At 67.5% G+C, this 26,855-nt stretch carries 30 protein-coding genes; 17 read left to right on the top strand and 13 right to left on the bottom strand.

The annotated features are described in order from the left end of the window. Positions 1–12 precede the first annotated feature (12 nt). Genes AC3EF3_RS11200 through AC3EF3_RS11170 form a run of 7 tightly spaced genes read left to right on the top strand, consistent with a single transcriptional unit; the run spans position 13 to position 6,459 of the window. Positions 13–1,239 (top strand): pyridoxal phosphate-dependent aminotransferase, encoded by a 1,227-nt coding sequence (locus tag AC3EF3_RS11200; RefSeq protein ID WP_488532228.1) that lies wholly within the window; start codon positions 13–15, stop codon positions 1,237–1,239. Between the two features lie 18 nt (positions 1,240–1,257). After that, entirely contained in the window at positions 1,258–2,589 is a 1,332-nt protein-coding gene (locus AC3EF3_RS11195; RefSeq protein WP_488533776.1) for a homoserine dehydrogenase, read from the top strand. 5 nt (positions 2,590–2,594) lie between these two features. Beyond that, positions 2,595–3,989, top strand: coding sequence for a threonine synthase (thrC, locus tag AC3EF3_RS11190; protein ID WP_488532227.1), 1,395 nt, complete (start codon positions 2,595–2,597; stop codon positions 3,987–3,989). Positions 3,990–3,996: 7 nt separating this feature from the next. Next, on the top strand, positions 3,997–4,530 hold the full coding sequence (mobB, locus tag AC3EF3_RS11185; protein ID WP_488532226.1) for a molybdopterin-guanine dinucleotide biosynthesis protein B: 534 nt from the start codon (positions 3,997–3,999) through the stop codon (positions 4,528–4,530). After that, positions 4,527–5,744, top strand: a complete 1,218-nt coding sequence (locus AC3EF3_RS11180; RefSeq protein ID WP_488532225.1) for a molybdopterin molybdotransferase MoeA — start codon at positions 4,527–4,529, stop codon at positions 5,742–5,744. Before mobB ends, AC3EF3_RS11180 begins: the two co-directional genes overlap by 4 nt. After that, complete coding sequence (moaD, locus tag AC3EF3_RS11175) at positions 5,741–5,992, top strand: molybdopterin converting factor subunit 1 (RefSeq protein WP_488532224.1); 252 nt, start codon at positions 5,741–5,743, stop codon at positions 5,990–5,992. The genes AC3EF3_RS11180 and moaD overlap by 4 nt, the downstream gene beginning before the upstream one ends. A gap of 2 nt (positions 5,993–5,994) precedes the next feature. After that, on the top strand, positions 5,995–6,459 hold the full coding sequence (locus AC3EF3_RS11170) for a molybdenum cofactor biosynthesis protein MoaE (RefSeq protein ID WP_488532223.1): 465 nt from the start codon (positions 5,995–5,997) through the stop codon (positions 6,457–6,459). 3 nt (positions 6,460–6,462) lie between these two features. Here AC3EF3_RS11170 and AC3EF3_RS11165 read toward each other — a convergent pair whose 3' ends face one another. Beyond that, the gene (locus tag AC3EF3_RS11165) at positions 6,463–6,981 is read right to left on the bottom strand and encodes a MarR family winged helix-turn-helix transcriptional regulator (protein ID WP_488532222.1); all 519 of its coding nucleotides are present in this window, start codon (positions 6,979–6,981) and stop codon (positions 6,463–6,465) included. A 71-nt stretch (positions 6,982–7,052) separates the two neighbouring features. Between AC3EF3_RS11165 and AC3EF3_RS11160 the strand changes: the two genes are divergently transcribed. Together AC3EF3_RS11160 and AC3EF3_RS11155 are read left to right on the top strand one after the other, a co-directional pair. Next, positions 7,053–8,030 (top strand): tripartite tricarboxylate transporter substrate binding protein, encoded by a 978-nt coding sequence (locus AC3EF3_RS11160; protein ID WP_488533775.1) that lies wholly within the window; start codon positions 7,053–7,055, stop codon positions 8,028–8,030. A gap of 6 nt (positions 8,031–8,036) precedes the next feature. Beyond that, on the top strand, positions 8,037–9,251 hold the full coding sequence (locus tag AC3EF3_RS11155) for a flavin-dependent oxidoreductase (protein WP_488532221.1): 1,215 nt from the start codon (positions 8,037–8,039) through the stop codon (positions 9,249–9,251). Here the strand turns inward: AC3EF3_RS11155 and AC3EF3_RS11150 are convergent. Further along, positions 9,248–9,811: a hypothetical protein gene (locus tag AC3EF3_RS11150; protein ID WP_488532220.1), complete on the bottom strand. Its 564-nt coding sequence runs from the start codon at positions 9,809–9,811 to the stop codon at positions 9,248–9,250. The two genes, AC3EF3_RS11155 and AC3EF3_RS11150, sit on opposite strands and share 4 nt — an antisense overlap. 80 nt (positions 9,812–9,891) lie before the next feature. Between AC3EF3_RS11150 and clpB the strand changes: the two genes are divergently transcribed. Then, complete coding sequence (gene clpB / locus AC3EF3_RS11145) at positions 9,892–12,516, top strand: ATP-dependent chaperone ClpB (protein WP_488532219.1); 2,625 nt, start codon at positions 9,892–9,894, stop codon at positions 12,514–12,516. A 2-nt stretch (positions 12,517–12,518) separates the two neighbouring features. On the opposite strand, the gene AC3EF3_RS11140 is transcribed toward clpB, so the two are convergent. Together AC3EF3_RS11140 and AC3EF3_RS11135 are read right to left on the bottom strand one after the other, a co-directional pair. Continuing rightward, positions 12,519–12,908 (bottom strand): RidA family protein, encoded by a 390-nt coding sequence (locus AC3EF3_RS11140; RefSeq protein ID WP_488532218.1) that lies wholly within the window; start codon positions 12,906–12,908, stop codon positions 12,519–12,521. 12 nt (positions 12,909–12,920) lie between these two features. Continuing rightward, positions 12,921–13,343: a cupin domain-containing protein gene (locus AC3EF3_RS11135; protein WP_488532217.1), complete on the bottom strand. Its 423-nt coding sequence runs from the start codon at positions 13,341–13,343 to the stop codon at positions 12,921–12,923. Between the two features lie 138 nt (positions 13,344–13,481). Between AC3EF3_RS11135 and AC3EF3_RS11130 the strand changes: the two genes are divergently transcribed. Next, positions 13,482–14,987 carry a winged helix-turn-helix domain-containing protein gene (locus AC3EF3_RS11130; RefSeq protein WP_488532216.1) on the top strand — a complete coding sequence of 502 codons (1,506 nt, stop codon included), beginning with the start codon at positions 13,482–13,484 and terminating at the stop codon, positions 14,985–14,987. An 87-nt stretch (positions 14,988–15,074) separates the two neighbouring features. Then, positions 15,075–15,521 (top strand): SRPBCC family protein, encoded by a 447-nt coding sequence (locus AC3EF3_RS11125; protein ID WP_488532215.1) that lies wholly within the window; start codon positions 15,075–15,077, stop codon positions 15,519–15,521. Between the two features lie 10 nt (positions 15,522–15,531). Here the strand turns inward: AC3EF3_RS11125 and AC3EF3_RS11120 are convergent, their stop codons facing one another. Continuing rightward, complete coding sequence (locus tag AC3EF3_RS11120) at positions 15,532–16,188, bottom strand: peroxiredoxin (protein WP_488532214.1); 657 nt, start codon at positions 16,186–16,188, stop codon at positions 15,532–15,534. 154 nt (positions 16,189–16,342) lie between these two features. Between AC3EF3_RS11120 and AC3EF3_RS11115 the strand changes: the two genes are divergently transcribed. The 5 genes from AC3EF3_RS11115 (at position 16,343) to AC3EF3_RS11095 (ending at position 19,119) form a co-directional block, all read left to right on the top strand. Continuing rightward, the gene (locus tag AC3EF3_RS11115) at positions 16,343–16,741 is read left to right on the top strand and encodes an SRPBCC family protein (RefSeq protein ID WP_488532213.1); all 399 of its coding nucleotides are present in this window, start codon (positions 16,343–16,345) and stop codon (positions 16,739–16,741) included. Positions 16,742–16,758: 17 nt separating this feature from the next. Beyond that, positions 16,759–17,628 (top strand): extracellular catalytic domain type 1 short-chain-length polyhydroxyalkanoate depolymerase, encoded by an 870-nt coding sequence (locus tag AC3EF3_RS11110; protein WP_488532212.1) that lies wholly within the window; start codon positions 16,759–16,761, stop codon positions 17,626–17,628. Further along, on the top strand, positions 17,625–18,611 hold the full coding sequence (gene acuI / locus AC3EF3_RS11105; protein ID WP_488532211.1) for an acrylyl-CoA reductase (NADPH): 987 nt from the start codon (positions 17,625–17,627) through the stop codon (positions 18,609–18,611). The genes AC3EF3_RS11110 and acuI overlap by 4 nt, the downstream gene beginning before the upstream one ends. A 91-nt stretch (positions 18,612–18,702) precedes the next feature. After that, the gene (locus AC3EF3_RS11100) at positions 18,703–18,933 is read left to right on the top strand and encodes a hypothetical protein (RefSeq protein ID WP_488532210.1); all 231 of its coding nucleotides are present in this window, start codon (positions 18,703–18,705) and stop codon (positions 18,931–18,933) included. A gap of 48 nt (positions 18,934–18,981) precedes the next feature. Next, positions 18,982–19,119, top strand: a complete 138-nt coding sequence (locus tag AC3EF3_RS11095) for a DUF3096 domain-containing protein (RefSeq protein ID WP_488532209.1) — start codon at positions 18,982–18,984, stop codon at positions 19,117–19,119. 13 nt (positions 19,120–19,132) lie between these two features. Here AC3EF3_RS11095 and AC3EF3_RS11090 read toward each other — a convergent pair whose 3' ends face one another. From AC3EF3_RS11090 to hutU, 8 genes are all read right to left on the bottom strand, one after another. Next, on the bottom strand, positions 19,133–19,906 hold the full coding sequence (locus AC3EF3_RS11090; protein ID WP_488532208.1) for an SDR family oxidoreductase: 774 nt from the start codon (positions 19,904–19,906) through the stop codon (positions 19,133–19,135). 94 nt (positions 19,907–20,000) lie between these two features. Further along, positions 20,001–20,378 carry a J domain-containing protein gene (locus AC3EF3_RS11085; protein WP_488532207.1) on the bottom strand — a complete coding sequence of 126 codons (378 nt, stop codon included), beginning with the start codon at positions 20,376–20,378 and terminating at the stop codon, positions 20,001–20,003. Between the two features lie 92 nt (positions 20,379–20,470). Continuing rightward, on the bottom strand, positions 20,471–20,923 hold the full coding sequence (locus tag AC3EF3_RS11080) for an NUDIX hydrolase (RefSeq protein ID WP_488532206.1): 453 nt from the start codon (positions 20,921–20,923) through the stop codon (positions 20,471–20,473). After that, a complete protein-coding gene (locus AC3EF3_RS11075; RefSeq protein WP_488532205.1) occupies positions 20,920–21,708 on the bottom strand; it encodes an ABC transporter ATP-binding protein in 789 nt (262 codons plus the stop codon). The genes AC3EF3_RS11080 and AC3EF3_RS11075 overlap by 4 nt, the downstream gene beginning before the upstream one ends. After that, complete coding sequence (locus AC3EF3_RS11070) at positions 21,705–22,478, bottom strand: ABC transporter permease (protein ID WP_488532204.1); 774 nt, start codon at positions 22,476–22,478, stop codon at positions 21,705–21,707. Before AC3EF3_RS11070 ends, AC3EF3_RS11075 begins: the two co-directional genes overlap by 4 nt. Positions 22,479–22,561: 83 nt before the next feature. After that, positions 22,562–23,506: an ABC transporter substrate-binding protein gene (locus AC3EF3_RS11065; protein WP_488532203.1), complete on the bottom strand. Its 945-nt coding sequence runs from the start codon at positions 23,504–23,506 to the stop codon at positions 22,562–22,564. A gap of 27 nt (positions 23,507–23,533) precedes the next feature. Next, entirely contained in the window at positions 23,534–25,084 is a 1,551-nt protein-coding gene (hutH, locus tag AC3EF3_RS11060) for a histidine ammonia-lyase (protein WP_488532202.1), read from the bottom strand. Beyond that, positions 25,081–26,784 (bottom strand): urocanate hydratase, encoded by a 1,704-nt coding sequence (hutU, locus tag AC3EF3_RS11055; protein ID WP_488532201.1) that lies wholly within the window; start codon positions 26,782–26,784, stop codon positions 25,081–25,083. The genes hutH and hutU overlap by 4 nt, the downstream gene beginning before the upstream one ends. Positions 26,785–26,855 lie beyond the last annotated feature (71 nt).

Here is a 26,855-nt window from a genome sequence, read left to right as displayed (position 1 = left end):
GCAGGAGGGGCTTTGAAGACCGTCCACAAATCCGCCAAGCTGGCCAACGTCCTCTACGACATCCGCGGACCCATCATGGACGCCGCCCGCCGGATGGAAGAGGAAGGGCACAAGATCATCCGCCTGAACATCGGCAACCTGGCCGTGTTCGGGTTCGACGCTCCCGAAGAGATCCAGCAGGACATGGCGCGCAACCTGCCCAACTCGGCCGGTTATTCGGACAGCAAGGGCATCTTCGCGGCGCGCAAGGCGGTGATGCACGAGACGCAGAAGCAGGGCATCAAGGGCGTCACGCTCGACGACATCTACCTCGGCAACGGCGCCAGCGAACTCATCGCGATGGCCACCAACGCGCTGCTCGACGACGGCGACGAACTGCTGCTGCCCGCGCCGGATTACCCGCTGTGGACGGCCGCCACGAGCCTGTCGGGCGGAACGCCCGTGCACTACTGGTGCGAAGAGGGCAACGGCTGGATGCCCGACCTCGACGACATCCGCAGGAAGATCACGCCGCGTACCAAGGGCATCGTCGTCATCAACCCGAACAACCCGACCGGTGCGCTCTATTCGCGCGAGCTGCTCGTGCAGATCGTCGCCATCGCGCGCCAGCACGGGCTCGTGATCTTCGCCGACGAGGTGTACGACAAGGTGCTCTACGAGGACGTGAAGCACGTGCCGATCGCGAGCCTGTCGGAAGACGTGCTGACGCTCACCTTCAATTCGCTGTCGAAGAGCTACCGCTCGTGCGGCTACCGCGCGGGCTGGGTCGTGGTCTCGGGCGACAAGAAGCTGGCCGCCGATTACATCGAAGGCCTGAACATGCTCACGAACATGCGGCTGTGCGCGAACGTGCCGGGGCAGTACGCGATCCAGACCGCATTGGGCGGCTACCAGAGCATCAACGACCTGGTGCGCGAAGGCGGGCGCCTGCGCCGCCAGCGCGACCTGGCCTACGAGCTGATCACGCAGATCCCCGGTGTGAGCTGCATCAAGCCGAGCGCGGCGCTGTACATGTTCCCGCGGCTCGACCCCAAGGTTTACCCGATCGCCGACGACCGCCAGTTCTTCCTCGAGATGCTCGAGGAAACGCGGGTCATGCTGGTGCAAGGCACCGGCTTCAACTGGCATTCGCCCGACCATTTCCGCATCGTGTTCCTGCCGCACGAGGACGACCTGCGCGAGGCCATCGCCCGCATGGCCAGGTTCCTCGAGAGCTATCGCAAGCGCGTCTCACAATAAAGCGCCATGTCCGCCCATCTGAAACCCATCCAGGCCGGCCTGCTCGGCATCGGCACCGTCGGCAGCGGCGTGTACCACGTCCTTCAACGCAACCACGAAGAGATCAAGCGGCGCGCCGGCCGCGGCATCGAGATCACCATGGTGGCGGACCTCGACACGGCCCGTGCCCAGTCCATCGTCGGCGACGGCGTGAAGGTCGTGAACGACGCGCGCGCCGTCATCGCCAATCCCGACATCGACATCGTCATCGAGCTGATCGGCGGCTATGGCATCGCCAAGCAGCTCGTCATGGAAGCGATCGCGGCCGGCAAGCACGTGGTCACCGCGAACAAGGCGCTGCTCGCGGTGCACGGCACCGAGATCTTCGCCGCGGCCCACCAGCGCGGCGTGATGGTCGCGTTCGAGGCAGCGGTGGCCGGCGGCATCCCGATCATCAAGGCACTGCGCGAGGGCCTGACGGCCAACAGCATCGAGTGGATCGCCGGCATCATCAACGGCACGACCAACTTCATCCTCTCGGAGATGCGCGACAAGGGCCTGGACTTCGACGCGGCCCTGAAGGACGCGCAGAAGCTCGGCTACGCCGAGGCCGATCCGACCTTCGACATCGAAGGCGTGGACGCCGCGCACAAGGCCACGATCATGAGCGCGATCGCGTTCGGCATCCCGGTGCAGTTCGACAAGGCCTACGTCGAGGGCATCACGAAGCTCGCCGCGCAGGACATCCGCTACGCCGAGCAGCTGGGCTACCGCATCAAGCTGCTGGGCATCACCAAGCGCACGCCCAAGGGCATCGAGCTGCGCGTGCATCCGTCGCTGGTCCCGGCCAAGCGCCTGATCGCGAACGTCGAGGGCGCGATGAACGCGGTGGTGGTGCAGGGCGATGCCGTGGGCACGACGCTGTATTACGGCAAGGGCGCGGGCAGCGAGCCCACCGCCAGCGCCGTCATCGCGGACCTGGTGGACATCACGCGGCTGCACACGGCCGATGCCGCGCATCGCGTGCCGCATCTCGCCTTCCAGCCCGACCAGATGAGCGACGCCCCCGTGCTGCCCATGAGCGAGGTCGTCACCAGCTACTACCTGCGCCTGCGCGTGGCCGATCAGGCCGGTGTGCTCGCGAAGGTCACGGGGCTGCTGGCCGCCGCCGGCATCAGCATCGATGCCATGCTGCAGCGGCCCACGGGCGAGGCGCCGGCCAGCGACGCCGAGGCCGTGCCGCAGACCGACCTGATCATCCTCACCCACAGTGTGCGCGAGGGCGCCATGAACGAGGTGCTCGCGCAGATGCAGGGCCTGCCGACGGTCCTTGCGCCCATCGTGCGCATCCGCAAGGAAGAACTCGCGTAAAGACGATGCTGTACGTTTCCACGCGCGGCCATGCGGACCGCAAGCATTTCTGCGAGATCCTGCTGGAGGGCCTGGCGCCCGACGGCGGCCTGTACCTGCCGGAAAGCTATCCGCGCATCGATGACGCGACGCTCACGAAGTGGCGCGGGCTGCCGTATCCCGAACTCGCGTTCGAGGTCCTGTCGCTCTACATCGACGACATACCCGCCGGCGACCTGAAGGCGATCTGCGCGAAGACCTACACGCCCGAGGTGTTCGGCACGAGGGAGATCGTGCCGCTCAAGCGCCTGGAGGAGGGCGTGTACCTCGAGGCGCTGTCGAACGGCCCGACGCTCGCCTTCAAGGACATGGCGATGCAGCTGCTGGGCAACCTGTTCGAGTACGAGCTCGGTCGCCGGCACGAGCAGCTGAACATCCTCGGCGCCACCTCGGGCGACACCGGCAGCGCCGCCGAATACGCGATGCGCGGCAAGAAGGGCGTTCGCGTCTTCATGACGTCGCCGCACGGCCGCATGAGCCCGTTCCAGCAGGCGCAGATGTTCAGCCTGCAGGACGCGAACATCTTCAACCTCGCGATCGAAGGCGTGTTCGATGACTGCCAGGACATCGTGAAGGCGGTGTCGAACGATCTCGAGTTCAAGCGCAGGTACAAGATCGGCACGGTGAACTCGATCAACTGGGCCCGGCTGGTGGCCCAGGTCGTCTACTACTTCGCGGGCTATTTCCAGGCCACGACGAGCAACTCGCAGAAGGTCAGCTTCACGGTGCCCTCGGGCAACTTCGGCAACGTCTGTGCCGGCCATGTCGCGCGCATGATGGGCTTGCCGATCGACAAGCTGGTGGTCGCGACCAACGAGAACGACGTGCTGGACGAGTTCTTCCGCACCGGCGTGTACCGCGTGCGCGCGGCGGCCGACACGCACGAGACCTCGAGCCCGTCGATGGACATCAGCAAGGCGAGCAACTTCGAGCGCTTCGTGTTCGACCTGGTCGGCCGCGATGCCGCGAAGGTGAAGCAGCTGTTCGCCGGGGACCTGGCCGCGAAGGGCCGGTTCGAGCTGGCGCGCGACCCGAAGTTCGGCTTCGTCTCGGGCCGGAGCACGCATGCCGACCGCATCGCGACCATCCGCGCCACCTGGGAGAACTTCGGTGTGATGATCGACACGCACACGGCCGATGGCCTGAAGGTCGCCCGGCATCACGTCGAGCCGGGCGTCCCCATGATCGTGCTGGAGACGGCGCTGCCGATCAAGTTCGCCGACACGATCGTGGAGGCGCTCGGCCGCGAGCCCGACAGGCCGGCGAAGTACGCGGGCATCGAGCAGCTGCCCAAGCGCGTCACCGTGCTGCCGGCGGACGCGAAGCGGGTCAAGGACTTCATCGCGGCGCACTGCGCCTGAGCACACGATGAAAGTAGTCGGTTTCGCGGGTTACTCCGGGTCGGGCAAGACCACCCTCGTCGAGCGCCTGATCCCGGCGCTGAAGATGCGCGGCCTGCGCGTGTCGGTGGTCAAGCACGCGCATCACAATTTCGACATCGATCATCCGGGCAAGGACACCTTCCGGCACCGCCAGGCCGGCGCTTTCGAGGTGGTGGTCGCGTCGCCGAAGCGCCTCGCGCTGATGCGTGAGTTCGAGCAGCCCGCCCAACTGAACGTCCACCACATGCTGGCGGAGCTGTGGGACGGCGTGGACTGGGTGCTGGTCGAAGGCTTCAAGCAAAGCAACCTGCTCAAGGTCGAGGTCTGGCGGGCGGAATCGGACCAGCCGGTGCGCTATCCCGAGGACGATTTCGTCGTGGCCATCGCGACCGATTCGCCCGCCCGGCTCCCCGTCGAAACCCTGAGGCCGGTGCTCGATCTCAACGACGCCGATGCAGTCGCGCAGTGGCTGGTGGACAATGGCCACCGGTTCGACTACGAGGCCGACAAGTACCTATGAGACCGCCGCTGCGTCCGCTGGAGGACGCGCTCGCGCAACTGCTCGCGCAAGCGCGGCCGCTGGGCGGCACCGACACCGTTTCCACCTTCGACGCGGATGGCCGCGTGCTCGCGCGCGAGCTCGTCTCGCCCTTGCAGGTGCCGCCGCAGGACAACAGTTCCATGGACGGCTACGCGGTGCGCGTGGCCGAAATCCCCGACGAGGGCGTGAGCTTCCCGGTGAGCCAGCGCATCCCGGCCGGCAGTGCCGCGCAGGCGCTCCTGCCGGGGACGATCGCGCGCATCTTCACCGGCGCGCCGGTGCCCGAAGGCGCCGATGCCATCGTCATGCAGGAGGACACGGAGCAGGCGGGCGACCACGTGCGCATCCTGCGCGTGCCGAAGCAGGGCCAGTGGATCCGCCGCAGCGGCGAGGACGTGCAGAAGGGCGCGGTGACCCTCGCTGCCGGCGACCGCCTCACGCCCGCCTCGCTGGGCCTCGCGGCGGGCATCGGTTGCGACAGCCTCGTGGTCGCGCGCCGGCCCCGCGTGGCGCTGTTCTCCACCGGCGACGAGCTCGTGATGCCGGGCGAAGTGGCGCCCGCCGACATGAAGCCCGGCGCGATCTACAACAGCAATCGCTTCTTCCTGCGCGCGCTGCTGCTTCGGCTCGGCTGCGAGGTCGGCGACTTGGGCATCGTGCCCGACCGGCGCGACGCGACGATCGCCGCGCTCTCGCAGGCGGCGCAGGACCACGACCTGATCCTCACGAGCGGCGGCGTGTCCGTCGGCGAGGAGGACCACATCAAACCCGCGGTGGAATCGCTCGGCTCGCTCGACCTGTGGCAGATCGCGATGAAGCCCGGCAAACCGTTCGCTTACGGCAAGGTGAAGCAAGCGCATTTCATCGGCCTGCCGGGCAACCCGGTGTCGAGCTTCGTCACCTTCCTGCTGCTCGTGCGGCCGTTCCTGCTCAAGCTGCAGGGCGCGACACAACTGGCCCCCAGGCCCATCGAACTGCCGGCGCACTTCGATTTGCCGCGCGCGGACAAGCGCCGCGAGTTCCTGCGTGCGCGCCGCACGGCGGAAGGCGGCGTGGAGCTCTTCGCCAACCAGAGCTCGGGCGTGCTCACCTCCACCGTGTGGGCCGATGGCCTGGTCGACAACCCGCCGGGCCGCACCATCGCGCGCGGCGAGAAGGTGTCCTTCATTCCGCTGGCGGAGTTGCTCGCATGAAAGTGCAGGTGAAGTACTTCGCCTCGATCCGGGAAGCGATCGGGCAGGGAGCGGAAACGGTGCAGACCGCCGCGCGCACCAGCGGTGCGCTGCGCGACGAGCTGATCGCGCGCGGCGGCGCCTATGCGCAGGCCCTCGTGCGCGGCAAGGCCGTGCGGGTCGCCGTCGCGCAAGTCATGGTCGATGACAGCGCGCCTCTGGAAGAGGGCTGCGAAGTCGCCTTCTTCCCGCCCGTCACCGGAGGCTGAGCATGGCCGCGCGCGTCTCGATCCAGCACGAGGACTTCGACCTCGCGAAGGAGTGCGCGCGACTGCGGGAAGGCGATGCGCGCGTCGGCGCCGTGTGCAGTTTCGTCGGCACCGTCCGCGGCTCGGGCGACATCACCGCGATGGAGCTCGAGCACTATCCGGGCATGACGGAAAGTTCGATCGAATCCATGATCGACGAGGCGCACCGGCGCTTCGACATCTTCGGCGTGCGGGTGATCCATCGGGTCGGCGAACTGAACCCCGGCGACCAGATCGTGATGGTGGCCGTCACCTCGGCGCACCGGCACGAGAGCTTCCAGGCCTGCGAGTTCCTGATGGACTACCTGAAGACGCAGGCGCCGTTCTGGAAGAAGGAACACACGCCGCAGGGCGCGCAATGGGTCGATGCGCGCTCGAGCGATGACGAGGCGCTCAAGCGCTGGGGCATCGAAGCGCGCAACGCGTGAGGTTCACTGCTGGCCCGGCGGCACGAACGCCGCGCGCGCCTCCTCCTCGAGCTCGCCCGTGAGCAATTGCAGGAGTTCGATGAGTTGCTCCTGCTGGCCGCGGTTCAATGGCGCGAGCAGGCGCCGGTAAGCCCTCTCGGCGGGGCGCTGTGCCTGCTGCAGCACGTCGAGCCCCTCCTGCGTGAGGCTCACGCACATGTTGCGCTTGTTGTCGGGGGCCGGGCCGCGTTCCACGAGGCCCCGGCTTTCCAGTCCCCGAAGGACGCGCAGCACCGTCACCTTGTCGAAGCCCAGCGCGCGGGCGAGGCTCGACTGGCCCAGGCCGGGGTGCGACTTGAGCACCGTGAGCACGCCGAACTGCGCGGGCGTGAGCCCGACGTCACGGCATTCATCCTCGAACACGGCGGCGGAAATCTGGTGGGCGCGGCGCAGCAGGAAGCCCGGCCGTGCATACAGGCGCGAGAGGCTGGCGGGCAGTTTGGCGGTCGAGGACACGATCACTGACGTTTTCAGGGAATCCATGGATTGTGCCTCGGCCGCGGGTCGGGATAATGGTTAGCATACACACTTGACGCGCCTTGACGCGAAATCGCATGCCCTTCCTGCGGCGCCGCGCCGCGGCCGTCCTGCTGGCCGCAGCCTCGACCTTTCCGGCGTTCGCCCCGGCGCAGCCCGCCGCGGGGTCCGGGCCGCTGAGGCTCATCGTGCCCTTCACGCCCGGCACCGGCATCGACCTGATCGCCCGCACGGTCGGGCCCAAGCTCGGTGAGCGGCTGGGGCGTCCCGTGGTCATCGACAACCGCCCTGGCGCTTCGGGCAACATCGGCACGGAGGCGGTGGTGCATGCGCCGCCGAACGGTTCGACGCTGCTGGTTTCGGTGAACACCCTGGTGATGAACCGCAGCCTGTACCCCAACCTGCCGTTCGACCCGGTGAAGGACCTCGTGCCCGTGTCTCTCACCAGTTGGGGGCAGCTCGTGCTGGTCGCGAGTCCGCGCTCCGGCTTCAAGACCGCGGCCCAGCTCATCGAGGCGGCGAAGAGCCATCCCGGCGCCATCAACTACGCGAGCCCGGGCGTGGGAACGCCCCATCACCTGTCGATGGAGCTGTTCAAGGCCACCAACCACGTCTTCATCACGCACATCCCGTACCGGGGCACGGCCCCGGCGGTGACGGACCTGATCGGCGGGCAGGTCGACGTGGGCTTCCTGCCGATCCACGTCGCGCTGGCGCAGATCAAGGCCGGTCGCCTGGTGCCGCTGGCGATCGGCAGCGACAAGCGCCACCGGCTGCTGCCGCAGGTCCCCACGCTGGCCGAGGCGCATGCCGGCCAGGTGAACGTGGACATGTGGTACGGCGTGTTCGCACCGCCGGGCACGCCGCGCGATGACGTGGCGCGCCTCAATCGCGAACTGCGCGACATCCTGGCCGCGCCCGACGTGCGCACCGCGTTCGAGACGCAAGGCATGGATCCGGCCTCGAGCACGCCCGAGGAATTCAGCAGGATGGTCGAGCAGGATGCGCAGCGGTGGGCGCGCGTGATCAAGGCGCAGGGCATCACGGCGGAGTAAGGCTTCATGACCACGCGAATCGCCATCGTCGGCGGAGGGATCGGCGGCCTGGCCCTTGCGCTGTCCCTGCATCGGCTCGGCCTGCAATGCGACGTGTACGAAACGGCGCCCGCAATCCGTGAGATCGGTGTCGGCATCACGCTGCTGCCGCATGCGATGCGCGAGCTCGCAGTGCTCGGCCTTCAGGAGAAGCTCGAGGCCGCGGGCATCGAGAACCTCGAGAGCGTCTTCTGCAATCGCTGGGGGCAGTTCATCTACCGTGAGCAGCGCGGCCGCCATGCGGGTTACAGCCTGCCCGAGGTCGGGCTGCACCGCGGCAAATTGCACGGCATCATGTACCGCGCCGCGCTCGAGCGGCTCGGCGCGGCGCGCATCCATCTCGACCGTCGCTGCATGGGCGTGACGCAGGAGGCTGGCAAGGTGGTCGTGCATTTCCAGGGTGGCTCGGTGGACGCCGATGTCGTCATCGCCTGCGACGGCGTCAATTCGACGGTGCGGCGCGCGTTCTATCCCGACGAGAAGCTCGCCTTCGGCGGCATCAACACCTGGCGCGGCGTCACGGTGCATCCGCCGATCCTGTCGGGCAAGAGTTACCTGCGAATCGGCTCCATCGATACCGGCAAGATGGTGATCTATCCGATCGCCGACAACGTGGACGGGCGGGGCAGCCAGCTGGTGAACTGGGTGGCGGAGATCCGCCGCGAGGGCGCGGCGATGAACGACTGGAACCAGCCCGGCCGGCCCGAGGACTTCATCTCCATCTTCGAGGACTGGAAGTTCGACTGGCTCGACGTGCCGCAGCTGATTCGCGGCGCCCAGAGCATCTTCGAGTACCCGATGGTCGACAAGGACCCAGTGCCGCGCTGGACCTTCGGGCGCGTCACGCTTCTGGGCGACGCGGCGCATCCGATGTACCCGCGCGGCTCCAATGGCTCGGCCCAGGCGCTGATCGATGCGCGCACGCTGGCCGAGCTGCTCGCCTCGCGCGAGCCGCTCGAAGCCCTCCAGGAATACGAGCGCCTGCGCCTGCCGCCGACGGCGCGCATCGTCGAGACCAACCGCACCGTCCCCCCCGACTTCATCATCATGAAGGTGGACGAGCTCACGGGCGGGCGCCCCTTCGACAAGCTCGAGGACGTGATCAGCCAGGAAGAGCTGCGCCAGCTTTCCGACGAGTACAAGAAGATCGCCGGCTTCTCGCTGGATGCGCTGAAAGGCTAGTTCAGGTACCGCGGCTTGCGGCTTTCGTCCGCACTCTCGTCCGCCCCGGTCGGCGGATGGAAGGACTCCTGCCATTGCGAGCGCGAGAGGGCCTGTTCGAGCAGGTGCATCATGCCTTGCATCAACTTGGGGTCGAGCTCCACCTGGAAGCTGCGCGGCTCGGCCGATCGGGGCAGCCGCTCGTTGAAACTCAGGCGCAAGCGCCCGCTCGGCAGGGGCGAGGCGTCGACGTCGGTGACGAGCACCGGCTCGGGGCCCAGCGGCAGCACGGCCTGGTTGGCGTCGTAAGGCGTTTCGAAGTCGGCTTCCTGCAGGAACTGCTCCTTGCGGAAGTCGGCCAGCATCTTCTTGAGGTCGTCGTCCGCAGCCTCCAGCGAGGTGCCGGCGGCCTCCAGCTTGAGCAGGTGCTGCGTCAGCAACCGGGAGAGCAGGGGCCACAGGCCGAGCATCAGCCGCCGGGTGAGCCACAGGCGCACCTCCTCCGAGGCGGCCGTGTTGATCCGCACGAGGATGCGGTCCTGTTCTGCCAGGTAGTTGACCGACAGCTGGTGAATCTTCATCCTTGTCGATTCTAGTGTTGCATTCCCCTTGAAATGGCGGGGGAAAGCCTAAGCTTTCGATGCATACGGAGCACAAACCCATGCGTCTCGACAAACTCACGACCAAATTCCAGGAAGCCCTGGCCGAAGCGCAGACCCTCGCGCTCGGCAACGACCACGCCTACATCGAGCCGCCCCACCTGCTCGCGGCCATGCTGCGCCAGGAGGACGGCCCGCAGGCGCTGCTGCAGCGCGCGGGCGTCAACGTGCCCGGCCTGCTGGCCGGTGCCGAAGCGGCCATGCACAAATTGCCGCAGGTCGAAGGCCAGGAGCAGGTGCAGGTCGGCCGCGACCTCGTCACCCTCCTGCAGGCTGCGGAGAAGGAATCGATCAAGCGCGGCGACCAGTACATCGCGAGCGAGCTGTTCCTGCTGGCCGTCGCCGACAGCAAGCAGGACATCGGCCGCATCGCGCGCGAGAACGGCCTCACGCGCAAGTCGCTCGAATCGGCGATCGACGCCGTGCGCGGCGGGCAGAACGTCAATGATCCGCAGGCCGAAGGCAAGCGCCAGGCCCTCGAGAAATACACCATCGACCTCACCGAGCGCGCCCGCCAGGGCAAGCTCGACCCGGTGATCGGCCGCGACGACGAGATCCGCCGCGCCATCCAGGTCCTGCAGCGCCGCACCAAGAACAACCCCGTGCTGATCGGCGAGCCGGGCGTGGGCAAGACGGCCATCGTCGAAGGCCTGGCCCAGCGCATCATCGCGGGCGAAGTGCCCGAGTCGCTGAAGGGCAAGCGCGTCCTGTCGCTCGACATGGCGGCCCTGCTCGCGGGCGCCAAGTACCGTGGCGAGTTCGAGGAACGCCTGAAGAACGTGCTCAACGAACTGGCCAAGGACCAGGGCCAGACCATCGTCTTCATCGACGAGCTGCACACCATGGTGGGCGCCGGCAAGGCCGAAGGCGCGATGGATGCCGGCAATATGCTCAAGCCGGCGCTGGCGCGCGGCGAGCTGCATTGCGTCGGCGCGACCACGCTGGACGAATACCGCAAGTACATCGAGAAGGACGCGGCCCTGGAGCGGCGCTTCCAGAAGATCCTCGTGGACGAGCCGAGCGTGGAGGCGACCATCGCCATCCTGCGCGGCCTGCAGGAGAAGTACGAGGTACACCACGGCGTGGAGATCACCGACCCGGCCATCGTCGCCGCGGCCGAACTCTCGCATCGCTACATCACCGACCGCTTCCTGCCGGACAAGGCCATCGACCTGATCGACGAGGCGGCCTCCAAGATCAAGATCGAGATCGACTCCAAGCCGGAGGAGATCGACCGGCTCGACCGGCGCCTGATCCAGCTGCAGATCGAGCGCGAGGCCGTGAAGAAGGAGAAGGACGAGGCGTCGCAGAAGCGCTTCGGCCTGATCGAGGACGAGATCCGGAACCTGCAGAAGCAGATCGCGGACCTCGAGGAGATCTGGAAGTCCGAGAAGGCCACCGCGCAGGGCTCGGCCGACATCAAGGAGCAGATCGACAAGCTGCGCACGCAGATCGAGGAGTTCACCCGCAAGGGCGACTTCAACAAAGTCGCCGAGCTGCAGTACGGCAAGCTGCCCGAGCTGGAGAAGAAGCTCAAGGAAGCGCAGGCCAAGGAAAGCGGCAAGGCCAAGGCCGGCAAGCCGCAGCTGTTGCGCACGCAGGTCGGCGCCGAGGAGATCGCCGAGGTCGTCGCGCGTGCCACCGGCATCCCGGTGTCGAAGCTGATGCAGGGCGAGCGCGAGAAGCTGCTGCTGATGGAAGACCGCCTGCACCAGCGTGTGGTCGGCCAGGACGAAGCGATCAGCGCGGTGGCCAACGCCATCCGCCGCTCGCGCTCGGGCCTCGCGGACCCGAACCGGCCCACCGGCTCGTTCCTGTTCCTCGGCCCCACCGGCGTCGGCAAGACCGAGCTGTGCAAGGCGCTGGCGAACTTCCTGTTCGACAGCGAGGAGCACCTCATCCGCATCGACATGAGCGAGTTCATGGAGAAGCACTCGGTCGCGCGACTGATCGGCGCGCCTCCGGGCTATGTGGGCTACGAGGAGGGCGGCTACCTCACGGAAGCCGTGCGGCGCAAGCCCTACAGTGTGATCCTGCTCGACGAGGTCGAGAAGGCGCACCACGACGTCTTCAACGTGCTGCTGCAGGTGCTCGACGATGGGCGCCTCACGGACGGCCAGGGCCGTACCGTGGACTTCAAGAACACGGTGATCGTGATGACGAGCAACATCGGTTCGCATCGCATCCAGGCCATGGCGGGCAAGCCATACGAAGACGTGAAGGAAGCGGTGTGGGAGGAGCTCAAGGAGCATTTCCGCCCCGAGTTCCTCAACCGCATCGATGAGACGGTGGTGTTCCACGGACTCGACGCGAAGCACATCGCGCAGATCGCGGAGATCCAGCTCAAGGTGCTGGAGCAGCGGCTCGCGAAGATGGACCTGGTGCTGCAGGTCTCGCCGGCGGCGCTGGAGGAGCTGGCGAAGGTCGGTTTCGATCCGGTGTTCGGTGCGCGGCCGCTGAAGCGCGCGATCCAGCAGCGCATCGAGAACCCGCTGTCGAAACTGATCCTCGAAGGGCGCTTCCCGCCCAAGAGCACGATCAAGGTCGAAGTCGACCCGGTGCGCGAGCCGGGCGTCTTCAAGTTCGGCGGCACGAAGGCGCCGGCGCGGGAGGCCGAGACGGCCTAGCATCAACCGTCGCCGGCACGAGCCAGCGCGTCGATCTCCACCCGCGCGCCGAGCGGCAGGCGTGACACCTGAACGCATGAACGCGCGGGATAGTCGCCTTCGAAATGGCGCGAATACACCTGGTTGACCGCGGCGAAGTCGTCCATGTCGGTCAGGTACACGGTGACGCGTACCACGCGGCTGAAGCTCGAGCCTGCGGCGGCAAGGATTGCGGCGATGTTCATCAGGGCCCGTTCCGCCTGGCTGGCGGCGTCCTCGCCCACTAGGCGACCGGTGCGGGAGTCGAGCGCGACCTGCCCGGACGTCCACACCCAGCCATCCAGGATCACGCCCTGCGAATAGGGTCCGACCGGCGCCGGGGCCCCGCCGCATGCCACGATTGTCTTGGTCATGTCGCCACTCCTTCACCGTATCCGAGCGTCGAGCTCGGGCGTCATCGCCACGCTCTCGTTGGCGGTCGGCTCGTTGCGCGCGCCGATGAACACGGCGGGCACGGCGCCCCGGTTCACCGCGACGTGGGGCACGCCGGCGGGGATGAACAGGTAATCGCCGGGATGCGCCACGCAGCAGTCTTCGAGTCCCGGCCCGCTCCAGAGCTCGACCTCGTCGCCGCTCAGCAGGTAGAAGGCCGACTCGTGCCGCTCGTGAACGTGCGCCCGGGTGCGCTGGCCGGCAGGCAAGGTCACCATCCCGAAGAACAGGGCGCGCGCGCCTACCGTCTCGGCACTGATGCCGGGCGCGTAGACGGTCCCTTGGGCGCTGGTGTACGGGTCCGAGCCGCTCACGACACGGGCCGTGGGCGTTTTCGTTTGCGGTAAGGCGGTCATCACGGTCTCCTGGGTATCGAGGTGACGAGCTTAGGAAGCGGCGCTCGCGAAGTCCCCAAGCCGCGCCGAAATATCCCGAAAGATCGCATCGATAGAATTTCGGCGATGCAGGAACAGCGATTCCTCTTCGCCGGGTTCGTGCTGGACGCGCTGCGAGGAACGCTGCTGCGCGAGGGCGTGCTGCTGCCGGCCGGCCGGCGCGCGATCGCACTGCTGGCGGCCTTGGTCCGCGCCAACGGCAAGGTCGTCACGAAGGCCGAACTCATCGATGCCGCCTGGCCGGGGCTCGTCGTCGAAGAGAGCAATCTCTCGGTGCAGATCGCCCTCCTGCGCAAGCTGCTGGGCCAAGCGCCCGAAGCCGGCGAGGCGATCGCCACAGTGTCGCGCGTCGGCTACCGCTTCTGCCTGCCGGTCACGATCGAATCCCTTCCGCAAGCCACGGGCCCGGTGCCGGCCTTGCGCCCCGCCGCCTCCATCGCCGTGCTGCCGCTCGTCAACCTCAGCGGGGATCCCGCCCACGACTATTTCGCCGACGCCGTCACCGAGGACATCATCATGGCGTTGTCGCGGTTCCGCTGGTTCCGTGTGGTGGGCCGCGGCGGCAGCTTCGCATTCAAAGGCCACACGGGGTCGGCCAGGGAAGTTGCCGCCAGGCTTGCGGTGCGTTACGTGCTCGGTGGCAGCGTGCGCAGATCGGGTGGGAGCGTCCGCGTCACGCTGGAACTGCTTGATGCGCAAAGCGAAACGCAGTTGTGGAGCGATCGGTACCAGTTCGGCGAGCGGGAGATGTTCGCTCTCCAGGACGGCATCGCCGAGCAGGTCGCGGGTGCGATCGAGCCGGAACTACTGAAGATGGTGGCGTCGCAGGCTGGCAGTAGCGCCTGGACTGCTTCGGACGCGACCGTCCAGGATCTCGTCCATCGCGGGATTCACCTGTTCCATCGCGTCCGCCGCGATACCCACCTCGAAGCGCGCGAGCTGTTCCGGCAGGCTTGTGCGCGCGAGGCCTCGTCGGGCCAGGCTCATTTCTGGCTCGCGCGCGTCAGCGCCGGGCTCGTCGCGTACGGCTGGAGCACGGGCGCGGATGCGGACCTGCGTGAAGGGTACGCAGCGGCGATCCGCGCCATCGATGCGGACGAGAAGAACCCGTACGGTCACTATGCCCTCGCGATCGTCAGCGTGTACGCCTGCGAGTTCGGCCAGGCGCAGCATGCGGCGCGACGCGCAATCGAACTAGCGCCGGGGTTCGCGCTCGGTCATCTCGTGCTCGGCATGGCACTCCTCTTTTCCGGCGACGCCGCGGGTGCCGTCGAGCCGCTCGTTCACGGCTTGAAATTGAATGCCTTCGATCCCCAGAATTTCGTTTGGCACAACACGCTGGCGCATGCCTGGCTGTTCGCCGGCCGTCCGGAGATGGCGCTGGCCAGTTCGCGGAGCGCCCAGGAGATCCGGCCCGATTGGGCGCCTGCACTCGAATCGGCGCTCTGCGCGTGCCGCGCATTGGGTGACGACGCGGCTGCGGCGAATTGCATCGCACGGCTTCAGTCGACCGCGAGGCCCGGCGCCGACCCGATGTGGCCGCTGCGCCAGCACAACCCAAAGTGGCGGGAGCAGATCGACGCGTGGCTGGCGGGCTCGCGCTGAGACACCGCGGCAGCCGTGTCGAATTCGCCTGGACTCGATCGTCGTACAGTCAGAGGGTTGTCCTCTGCACTTGACGAAAGCTGATCAATGGCCGCGAACACTGTCCGACTTCACCGGGTCCTGAAAGCCACCCCCGAGCGCCTCTACCGCGCGTTCCTCGAGCCCGACGCGATGGCCAAATGGCTGCCGCCCTACGGCTTCACCTGCAAGGTCCACCAGATGGACGCGAAGGTGGGCGGCACCTTCCGGATGTCCTTCACGAATTTCTCGACCGGCAACGGCCATTCGTTCGGCGGCGAATACCTCGAGCTGGTGCCGAACGAGCGCATCCGCTATACGGACAAGTTCGACGACCCGAACCTCAAAGGCCAGATGGTCACGACGGTGTCGCTCAAGGCCGTGTCGGTGGGCACCGAAGTCTCCATCGTGCAGGAAGGCATCCCGGAAATGATCCCGGTGGAGATGTGCTACCTGGGCTGGCAGGAGTCGCTCGAACAGCTGGCCAGGCTGGTCGAGCCGGTGATTCCGGACTGACTCGGGTGACTTACTGAGGCGCCTTCGTGATGCGCAGGTAAGGCCTGGGCGCCTTCCAGCCTTGCGGGAAGAGCGTCTTGGCTTCTTCGTCCGAGACCGAGCCGGCGATGATCACGTCTTCGCCCGGCTTCCAGTTGGCGGGCGTGGCGACGCGGTACTTGGCGGTCATCTGCATCGAGTCGAGCACGCGCAGGATCTCGTCGAAGTTGCGCCCGGTGGTCATCGGATAGGTCAGCATCAGCTTGATCTTCTTGTCCGGGCCGATCACGAAAACGGAGCGCACCGTCTGGTTCGTGGCGGCGGTGCGGCCGTCGCTCGCCGTTTCCTCGGCCGGGAGCATGTTGTAGAGCTTGGAGACCTGCAGGTCGCGGTCGCCGATGATCGGGTAGTTCACCTTCGCGCCCTGCGTCTCCTCGATGTCGCCCAGCCATTTCGTGTGGCTGTCGATGGGGTCGACCGACAGGCCGATGAGCTTCGCGTTGCGCTTCGTGAATTCGGGCTCGATCTTCGCCATGTAGCCGAGCTCCGTCGTGCACACCGGCGTGAAGTCCTTCGGGTGCGAGAACAGGATTGCCCACTGGTTGTCGATCCACTCGTGGAAGTCGATCGGGCCCTTGGTCGTGTCGGCCTTGAAATTCGGTGCGGTGTCGTTGATTCGAAGGGACATGTGAGGCCTCCTGGTAGCTGGGATCGCGAGCGTAGGACGAACGCGGCCCGCGGTCAAACGGCCGGGCCGTTGCCTCGATCGGCGCTGGGGTATGAAGATATGACCGCCATGTCTTTGGCCGTTATCCTTCGCGCCGGACCCGAAAGGATTTTCCATGGCATCGATCCGCAAGGAAATCGTCGTCGCAGTTCCGGTGGCACAGGTGTGGGACGCCGTGCGCGACGTGGGCGCGATCCACAAGCGCCTGGTTCCCGGCTTCGTCACCGATTGCCAGCTGGAGGGCGACGCGCGCATCGTGACGTTCGCCAACGGCATCACCGTGCGCGAGCTGATCGTGGACCTCGACGATACCCAGCACCGCCTGGCCTGGTCGGCCCGCGGCGGGCGCCTCACGCATCACAACGCGTCGCTGCAGGTGTTCGACGAAGGCGGCGCGAGCCGGCTTGTGTGGATCGCCGACCTGTTGCCCAACGAGATGGCACCGGCGATCGCCGGGATGATCGACCAGGGCCTCGCCGCGATGAAGCGCACGCTCGAGCGGGGCGCCTCGTGATCCGGCGGCTCTTCGTCTTGTTTTTCCTCCTCGGCGCCGTGCCGGCCGCGTTCTGCGCCGACGCCACGTTCAGCCTGCAGCACGACGGGCTCGAACGCGTCTATCGCGTCCACGTGCCGGCGAAGTACGACCCGTCGCGGCCGGCGCCGCTGCTGGTCGCGATGCATGGCGGCGGCGGCAACATGGACCTGCAGGCCGACGACCGCTACTACGGCCTGGTCGCGAAGTCGGACAGCGAAGGCGCGATCGTCGTCTTCCCGAATGGCTCCAGCCGTTTCGCCTCGGGCAAGTTCGCGACCTGGAACGCCGGTGACTGCTGCGCGGGCGCCGTGCGGCGCGGCACCGACGACGTCGGCTTCATCCGCGCCGTGGTGGCGCAGGTCGAATCGCGCTGGACCATCGACCGGCGGCGCGTCTATGCGACCGGCATGTCCAACGGCGGCATGATGGCCTACCGGCTCGCTTGCGAAGCGGCCGACGTCTTCACCGCGATCGCCGCCGTGGCCGGCACCGACGCCACACGCGAGTGCAGTCCGTCGCGGCCCGTGGCCGTGCTGCACATCCAGGCGAAGGACGATCCGCGCGTGCTGTTCGACGGCGGACAGGGGAAGGGCGCGACCCCTCATGCGTCAGTGCCCGCGACCATCGCCAAATGGGTGAAGCAGGACCGCTGCACCGCCGCGCCGCAGCGCGTGCTCGACAAGCCGGGCGCCTGGTGCGAACTGCACGCATCCTGCGAAGGCGGCTCGCAGGTGCAGCTGTGCGTGACCGAAACCGGCGGCCATTCGTGGCCCGGTGGCACCAAGCCGCGCGGCGGTCCTGCACCCTCCCAAGCGATCTCCGCCAATGACATCATGTGGGACTTCTTTCACCGGCTCGCACCATGAACACCTTCCCGGCCCTCGTCCTCGACAAGACGCCCGACTTCAGCGCGCAGGTGCGCGAGGTCGCAGACGATTTCCTGCGCGAAGGGGACGTCACCGTCGACATCGAGTACTCGACCCTGAACTTCAAGGACGGCCTGGCGATCACGAACCGATCTCCGGTCGTGCGCAACTGGCCCATGATCGCTGGCATCGACGGGGCCGGTGTCGTGGCCGCGAGTTCGTCGCCCAAATGGAAGCCGGGCGACCGTGTGGTGCTCAACGGCTTCGGCGTCGGCGAGGTCCACAAAGGCTGCCTGGCCGGCCGCGCGCGCCTGGATTCCGGGTGGCTGGTGCGCGTGCCCGATGCCTTCACGACGAAGCAGGCGATGGCGATCGGCACCGCCGGCTACACCGCGATGCTGTCCGTGCTGGCGCTCGAGCGGCACGGGCTGAAACCGGGCGAAGGCGAAGTGCTCGTGACGGGCGCGACCGGCGGCGTCGGCTCGATCGCGATCGCGCTGCTGGCCCGGCTCGGTCATCGCGTCGTCGCAGCCACCGGCAAGGCGTCGGAAGAGGGCTACCTCAAGTCGCTCGGAGCGGCATCCATCATCGACCGCGGCGAACTGGGCTCGCCCGGCAAGCCGCTGCAGAAGGAACGCTGGAGCGGTGTGGTGGAGGCGCTGGGCAGCCACACGCTGGCCAACGCCGCAGCCCAGACGGTGCGGGGTGGCGCCGTCGCCGTGTGCGGCAATGCGCAGGGCATGGACCTGCCCGCGACGGTGGCGCCGCTCATCCTGCGCGGAGTGGCATTGCTGGGCATCGACAGCAATTACGCGCCGCTCGCGTTGCGCGAGCAGGCGTGGTCACGGCTCGCGCGCGACCTGGACAAGGCCAGGCTCGATGCGATGGCGACCGAGATCCCGTTGTCCGCCGCCATCGAGCACGCACAGCGCCTCATGGCTGGGCAGGCGCACGGGCGCACCGTCGTCAGGACGCGCGGCTGAAGGAAAGTTCCGCCCGGCCCCTACGCGGTTTCCCTCGTCGTCCTTTTGGGCGCCCATGCGTTGAGGGAGCATGCTGGTTCATCGTGCCGACATGTCCGCCGTCGAAAGGAAGGATTTCGAGCAGGCCATCCGCGCCAGCGGGAAGGACCCGCAGGCGTTTCGTGCCGAGCTGTTCGAAACCACCTTGTCAGCCGGACCGCTGCTGCGCCGGGTGCACGTCTACGCCGTCCATTCGAGTGCGGCCGCGCAATACGACGCGAGCGGCGACGCGAGCTGGACGGGACGCTTCGCCCTGCACCTCGCGCTCGGCGTCTTCGGCTGAGCAGGAGAACGGGGCATACTGGACTCTCCTCGTTAGGGAGCACCAAAAATGAATCTCGTCCCGCACATCGGACCGGTGGCCGCGCTCGTGGCCGGCATCCTGATCCTGCTGATGCCGCGCCTGCTGAACTTCATCGTCGCGATCTACCTGATCATCATCGGCGCCGTGGGCCTGTTCGGAAAATAGGGCTAGGGCGCGCTCAGCCCTTGCCCGTCATGTGCTGGGCATAGAGCTTCTGCATGCCGCCCAGCCAGCGCTCGTAGTCCTGGCCCTTGGCCTGGAAGTACTTCGCGACTTCCGGGTGGGGCAGGATCAGGAACTTCTCGTCGCGCATGACCGAGACGACGCCGTCCGCGACCTGTGCGGGCGTGAGCACGCCGTCCAGGCCCGCGGACCCGGTGCCTTGCTTGGTCATGTCGGTTTCGACCGATTGCGGGCACAGGCAGGAAACGCGCAGGCCCTTGCGGCCATAGGCGATGCGCAGCCACTCGGCAATCGCGACGGCCGCATGCTTGGTCACCCCGTAAGGCGCGGACTCCACGATGTTCAGGAGCCCCGCGGCCGAAGCGGTGACGATGAAATAGCCCTCGCCGCGCGCGACCATGTCCGGCACCACGGCCCGCGCCGCCCATACGTGGGCCATGCCGTGCACTTCCCACATCTTCTGCCACAGGTCATTGTCGAGCTCGACCCCGCCCAGCGGACCGAGGATGCCGGCGTTCGACATGAAGATGTCCACCTGCCCGAAGCGCTCCTTCGCCTGGGCGACCAGGGCCTGGATCTCGGATTCGCGGCTGACGTCGCAGCGTACGGCCAGGGCGCCGATTTCGCTGGCCACGCCCCGTGCGCGCTCGAGGTTCATGTCCGCCACGACCACGCCGCGCGCGCCTTCCTGCACGAAACGCCGGGCCACGCCGGCGCCGATGCCGCTCGCGCCACCGGTGACGATGGCGACCTTTCCACGAATGTCCATGTGATTTCTCCGCTGTGCGAAGCCGCAGTATCGACCCGCGGCGGGCCCGCGCGAAGCCACGCAGGCGACAGCGCCACAGGAGCCTGGGCGGCTCCTACGCCCCGGGCACGTAGTTCTTGTAGACCGTGACGGCGATCGTCAGCGTGCAGAACGTGATGGTCGCGAAAAGCAGGAACCAGGGCCAGGCCGCACCCGGGTCCTCCAGCCGCGCGAGGAAGCTCTCGCGCGCCTGCCGCCTCGATCGCAGCGGTTGGCCGATGCACTCGTCGTAGCGGGCGCGCTGCTGGGGATCGGAGAGCACCGCGTACGCCTGGTTGAGCGCGGCCATGACCTGCTGGGCATTCGCATTGCCGGGCATCTTGTCCGGATGGTATTGCTGCGCGAGGCGCCGGTAGGCCGCGCGAACACTGTCGGGCCGCGCGCGGCGGCTCACACCGAGGAGTTCGTAGTACGTGGCGGCTGGTGCGCTCATGCGTGTCGGGCAGTGCTACGGAAAGTATAGCGATGGAGGGCGCGTTCACCGCCACTTGGGGCGCATCGCGGTCCCTGACTGTGGCGCCCGTCCTACACCAGCGCCTGCAACCGGTCGATGAACGCGGCCTGCGCGGGGTTGATGCGCCGGCGTGCTTCGTCCGGGCCGAACCACTGCACGCGATCGATCTCGGGAAAGCTTTGCCGCCGGCCGGACTTCGGCGGCCATTCCATGTCGAAGCTGTTGCACTTGAGGGCCCGCGGATCGCAGTCGCCTTCGAACGCCCAGGCCGCGATGCGCTTGCCGCTGGCCTGCTTCACCTCGCCGAGCGGGATGAAAGGCGGTACGGCCTCGAAGCCCGTTTCCTCGCCCCACTCGCGCAGGGCCGCGGCGAGCGGCTCCTCCGGTGGCTCGTACTCGCCCTTGGGAAGGCTCCAGGCGCCGGCGTCCTTGCGTTGCCAGAACGGCCCGCCCGGATGGGCGAGCAGGACCTCCAGGCCGCCGCCGCTGCGGCGGTACATGAGGAGGCCGGCGCTTCTTTTCACATCAACTCAGCTGCCTCGGCCAGCCCGGCGGCGCGGCGCACTTCGATGCGGATCTCCTCGGTCAGGCGGGCCTTGAGCTCGACGAACTCGGGCTGCGTCTTCACCGAATAATGGCGCGGATGCGCGATCGGCACCGGCAGGTCGCACTTGATACGGCCCGGCCGCGCGCTCATCACCACGACCCGCGTGCCCATGAAGATCGCCTCGTCGATGTCGTGCGTGACGAAGAGGACGGTCTTGCGCTCCGCCTCCCAGATGCCCCGCAGCAGCTCCTGCATCAGCTCGCGCGTCTGGTGATCGAGCGCGCCGAAGGGCTCGTCCATCAGCAGGATGCGCGGGTCGTTCGCCAGGGCCCGCGCGAGTGCGGTGCGCTGCTGCATGCCGCCCGAGAGCTGCTTGGGGTAATGGTTCTCGAACCCCTTGAGGCCCACCTTGCCGATGAATTCCATCGCGATCGCCTGCTGCTGCGCAAGCTGCATGCCGCGCTCGCGCAGGCCGAAGCACACGTTCTGCAGCACGGTGAGCCACGGGAACAGCGTGTAGCTCTGGAAGACCATGCCGCGATCGGCGCCCGGGCCGACGACGGGATGACCATCGAGTTCGATGGTGCCGCCGGTCGGCGTGTCCAATCCCGCGACCATGCGCAACAAGGTGCTCTTGCCGCAGCCCGAAGGGCCGAGGATGGTGATGAAGTCGTTCTCGTCGACCTTCAGGTCGGTCGACTGCAGGGCGACCGTGCCGCCAGGGAAGGTTTTCGAGACGCGGGCGATGTCGAGGATGGTCACAGGCGGGCCCAGGGAAACAGGTGGCGGTTCAGCGCCTTGAAGGCGAAGTCGCTGGTCAGGCCGATCAGGCCGATCACGATGATGCCGAAGATGATCTGGTCGGTCGCCAGCAGCGCCTGGCTGTCGGTGATCATGTGCCCGATGCCGCTGGAGGCGCCGATCAGCTCCGCGACGATGACGTAGGTCCAGGCCCAGCCCAGCACCATGCGCAGCGTCTCGGCGATCTCCGGCGCGGCCGAAGGCAGGAGCACGCGCGCGACGATGCCGCGGTCGCCCGCGCCCAGCGTGTACGCCGCCTCGACCAGGTCGCGCCGCGTGTTGCCCACGCTGACGGCGATCATCAGCACCAGCTGGAAGAACGAGCCGATGAAGATCACCGCGAGCTTCTGCGCCTCGCCGATGCCGGCCCACAGGATCAGCAAGGGGATGAAGGCGGACGCCGGCAGGTAGCGCGCGAAGCTCACGAAGGGTTCGAAGAACGCTTCGACGGGCTTGTACGCGCCCATCGCGACGCCCAGCGGCACGGCGACGATCGCCGCGATGACGAAGCCGCCCACCACCCGCCACACCGTCATGCCGATGTCCCTGGCGAAGCCCTGGTTCGCGAGCAGGTCCCAGCCGGAGCGGACCATCGTCAGCGGGTCGGCGAGGAAGGTCTTGGAGACGAAGCCGCCGAGGGTGGCGACGGCCCAGACGGCGACGAACAGGACGAAGAACGCGATGCCGAGGACGATTCGCACGCGCGGCGCGAGCGGGGTTAAGGGCTTCATGCGGAAGCCGTCGTTCGAGCGCCCGCGATCCCGGCCCGCGCCGGGATGACGCACGCGCTCGTGGCGTCGCGCCAATGCATGCGTCACTTGATGAACCTCGTGTCCGCCAGCTTCGACATGTCCGGCAGCTGCTTGATGATCCCGATCTCCATCAGCAGGTCGGCGGCTTCCTTGCTGAACTGCGCGTGCTCGCCGGCGAAGAACTTCTGGTTGGCGGCGCGGTCCTGCCAGCGCAGGTACTTGGCGCTGGATGCGAACTGCTCGCCCGTCTGCTTCACGTCCGCACCCATGATCTCGTAGCTCCTCTTGGGTTCCTTGTCGATCATCTCCACGGCTTCGAAGTAGCTGTCGGCCAGCGCCTTGGCCGCCGCCGGGTGTTCCGCAAGGAACTTGGGCGTGCAGCCGAAGGTGTCCATCACCATGGGGTAGTCGAGCGTGGTCGCGATGATCTTGCCGGCCTCGGGCTTGGCGCGCACGGCGGAGAGATAAGGCTCGTATGTCATCGCGGCATCGATGTCGTTGTTGCCGGCGATCATCGCGTTGGCGGCGGGCTGCGGGCCCATGTTCACGACCTTCACGTCCTTCACGGACAGGCCGTTCTTCTTCAGGATCCAGGCGAGGCCGAAGTAGCCGGCGGTGCCGGGCGCATCGGCGGCCACGGTCTTGCCCTTGAGGTCGGCGATCTTCGCGATGGCGGGCTTCGCCACCATGCCGTCGGCCCCGTAGCTCTTGTCGAGCTGGAAGATCTGCGTCGTCGCGACGCCATTCGCGTTCCACACGACCCAGGTCTCCACCGTTGTGGCGGCGCATTGCACGTCACCCGAAGCGATGGCCAGGTGCCGGTCCTTCTGCGGGATCTTCTTGATCGTCACATCCAGGCCGTGCTTCTTGAAGATGCCGGCTTCCTTGGCGAGCGTGAGCGGCGCGAAGCCGGTCCAGCCCGAGATGCCGATGGCGACCTTGGTGTCCTGGGCGTGCGCCGTGATGGCCGCCGCCGCGATGAGGGTGAGGGCGAATAGCTTTTTCATCGTCTTCTCCTGGTTGAGATCAATGGCTCAATGCAACTTCAATGCCTGCAGTTCCGGAATCTGCGCTTCGATCGCGTGTCCGACGTCGCCGGCGGCGACGAGGTGGTGCACCGCCTCGATGTCGCGCGCGAGGCTGCGGTCCTGCATCATCGCGGGCGAGCAGCTGCGCACGAGGCGCAGCACGTTTTCCAGCGCGGGCGCACTTTTCAGCGGCCGCAGGAATTCGATGCCCTGTGCGGCCGCGAGCAGCTCGATGGCGACGATGTGCGCCGTGTTCTTCAGCATCGCGGACAGGCGGCGCGCCGCGAAGGTCGCCATGCTCACATGGTCCTCCTGGTTGGCGGAGGTCGGCAGGCTGTCCACGCTGGCCGGGTGCGCGAGCGACTTGTTCTCGGAGGCGAGCGCCGCCGCCGTCACGTGCACGATCATGAAACCGGAGTTCAGTCCCGGCTCGGGCGTGAGAAAGGGCGGCAGGCGCGAGATGACGGTATCGATCAGCATCGCGATGCGCCGCTCGGAGATCGCGCCGATCTCGGCGATCGCCACGGCCAGCGCGTCGGCCGCGAGCGCCACCGGCTCCGCGTGGAAATTGCCGCCCGAAATGAGGCCCTGGTCCTCGGGGAAGGCGAGCGGGTTGTCCGTGACGGCGTTGGCCTCGCGCACCAGCACCTGGGCGGCGTAGCGCATCTGGTCCAGGCACGCGCCCATCACCTGCGGCTGGCAGCGCAGGCAGTACGGGTCCTGCACGCGGTCGTCGTTCTCCAGGTGCGACGCGCGAATGTCGCTGCCGACCATCAGCGCACGATAAGCTGCCGCGCAATCGATCTGCCCCGGCTGGCCGCGCACCGCGTGGATGCGCGGATCGAAGGGCGCGTCGCTCCCGCGCGCGGCATCGAGCGTGAGGCTGCCCGCGACGACGGCCGATTCGAACAGGCGGTCGGCCGCGAGCAGGGCATCGAGCGCCAGCGCCGCCGAGACCTGTGTGCCGTTGATGAGGGCCAAGCCCTCCTTGGCGCCGAGCTGCACCGGCGCGATGCCGCATTGCTTCAGCGCGGAAGCCGCCGGCATGCGCTCGCCGCGGAAGAACACCTCGCCTTCGCCGACCAGCGGCAGCGACATGTGCGAGAGGGGCGCCAGGTCGCCCGACGCGCCGACCGAGCCCTGGCAAGGAATCACCGGTGTGATTCCGGCGTTGTGCAATGCGATCAGCGTGTCGATCACTGCCTCGCGCACGCCGGAGAAGCCGCGCGCCAGGCTGGCCGCCTTGAGCAGCATCACCAGGCGCACGACGGGCTCGGACAGCGGCTCGCCGACGCCCACCGCGTGGGAGCGCAGGAGTTTCAGTTGCAGCAGCGCGAGGTCGGCGCGCGGGATGCGCTTTGTCGCGAGCTTGCCGAAGCCGGTGTTCACGCCGTAGACGGGCGCATCGCTCTGCGCGGCGCGTGCGACCAGGTCCGCGCTCGCGCGGATGTTGCCGCGACAGGCCGGGTCGAGCTCGACCTGCACGCGCTCGGCGCCGCACAGGCGCTGCAGTTGCGCGAGCGTCAGCTCGCCGGGGCAGATGCGCTCCATCGTCATCCGAGCATCGGCAGCTTCAGGCCGTGTTCGCGCGCGCAGTCGACGGCGATGTCGTAACCCGCATCGGCGTGGCGCATCACGCCCGTCGCCGGGTCGTTCCACAGCACGCGTTCGATCTTCTGCGCGGCTTCGGGCGTGCCGTCGCACACGATGACCACGCCGGCATGTTGCGAGTACCCCATGCCGACGCCGCCGCCGTGGTGGAAGCTCACCCAGGTCGCGCCGCTCGCCGTATTGAGCAGGGCGTTGAGCAGCGGCCAGTCGCTGATGGCGTCGCTGCCGTCCTTCATCGCTTCGGTCTCGCGGTTGGGCGAGGCGACGGAGCCGCTGTCCAGGTGGTCGCGGCCGATCACGATCGGGCCCTTGAGCTCGCCGTTCTTCACCATCTCGTTGAAAGCGAGCCCCGCCTTGTGCCGCTCGCCCAGGCCGATCCAGCAGATGCGCGCGGGCAGGCCCTGGTAGGCGATGCGGCTTTCGGCCATGTCGATCCAGCGGTGCAGGTGCGTGTTGCCGGGGAACAGTTCCTTCATCTTGGCGTCGGTCTTGCGGATGTCTTCCGGATCGCCCGAGAGCGCGACCCAGCGGAATGGCCCGATGCCCCGGCAGAAGAGCGGGCGGATGTAGGCGGGCACGAAGCCGGGATAGTCGAAAGCGTTCGCCACGCCGAAGTCCTTCGCGACCTGGCGCAGGTTGTTGCCGTAATCGACCGTGGGAATGCCCATCGCGTGGAACTCGAGCATCGCGCGCACGTGCGTGGCGCACGACTCGCCGGCCGCCTGCTTCAGCCGCGCGTGCTGCGACGGGTCCTTCTGCGCGGCTTGCCACTGCTCGACGCTCCAGCCGATCGGCAGGTAGCCGTTGATGATGTCGTGGGCGGACGTCTGGTCGGTGACGATGTCGGGCCGGATGCCGCCGGCCTTCGCACGTTCGACCAGCTGCGGCACGAGTTCCGCCGCATTGCCGCACAGGCCGATCGACACCGCTTCCTTGCGCGAGGTATGGTGCCGCATCAGTTGCAGCGCCTCATCGAGGTCCCTGGCCTGCTTGTCGAGGTACTTCGTGCGCAGGCGGAAGTCGATGCGGCTTTGTTGGCATTCGATGTTGAGCGAACATGCGCCAGCGAACGAGGCCGCGAGCGGTTGCGCGCCGCCCATGCCGCCCAGCCCCGCGGTGAGCACCCATCGGCCGGCGAGGTCGCCGTTGAAATGCTGGCGGCCCGCTTCGGCGAAGGTCTCGTACGTGCCTTGCACGATGCCTTGCGTGCCGATGTAGATCCAGCTGCCGGCGGTCATCTGGCCGAACATCATCAGGCCCGCGCGATCGAGCTCGTTGAAGTGCTCCCACGTCGCCCATTTCGGCACGAGGTTGGAGTTGGCGATCAGCACGCGCGGCGCGCCCCCATGCGTGCGGAACACGCCGACCGGCTTGCCCGACTGGATGAGCAGGGTTTCGTCGGGCCGGAGCTTCTTCAGCGAATCGAGGATCGCGTCGAAGCAGGGCCAGTTGCGCGCGGCCTTGCCGATGCCGCCATAGACCACCAGCTCGCCCGGGTTCTCCGCCACGGCCGGGTCCAGGTTGTTCTGGATCATGCGGTAAGCCGCCTCGATCTGCCAGTCGGCGCAGGAGAGCTGCGGGCCTTGCGGCGCGCGCACCGTGCGCGGCTTGCTGTCGAGGAAGCGGGATCGAGACAGGTCGGACATGACGGCTCCTGGCCTTGAAATTGGGCGCATCGTAGTTGTCTATACAACTTGTGTCAACTGGGGTATGCTCG

It is taken from the genome of Ramlibacter sp. GS1-15 (genome assembly GCF_057785015.1).
The sequence above is the reverse complement of the archived record's forward strand: the minus strand, read 5'-3'. Positions and strand labels throughout refer to the sequence as shown.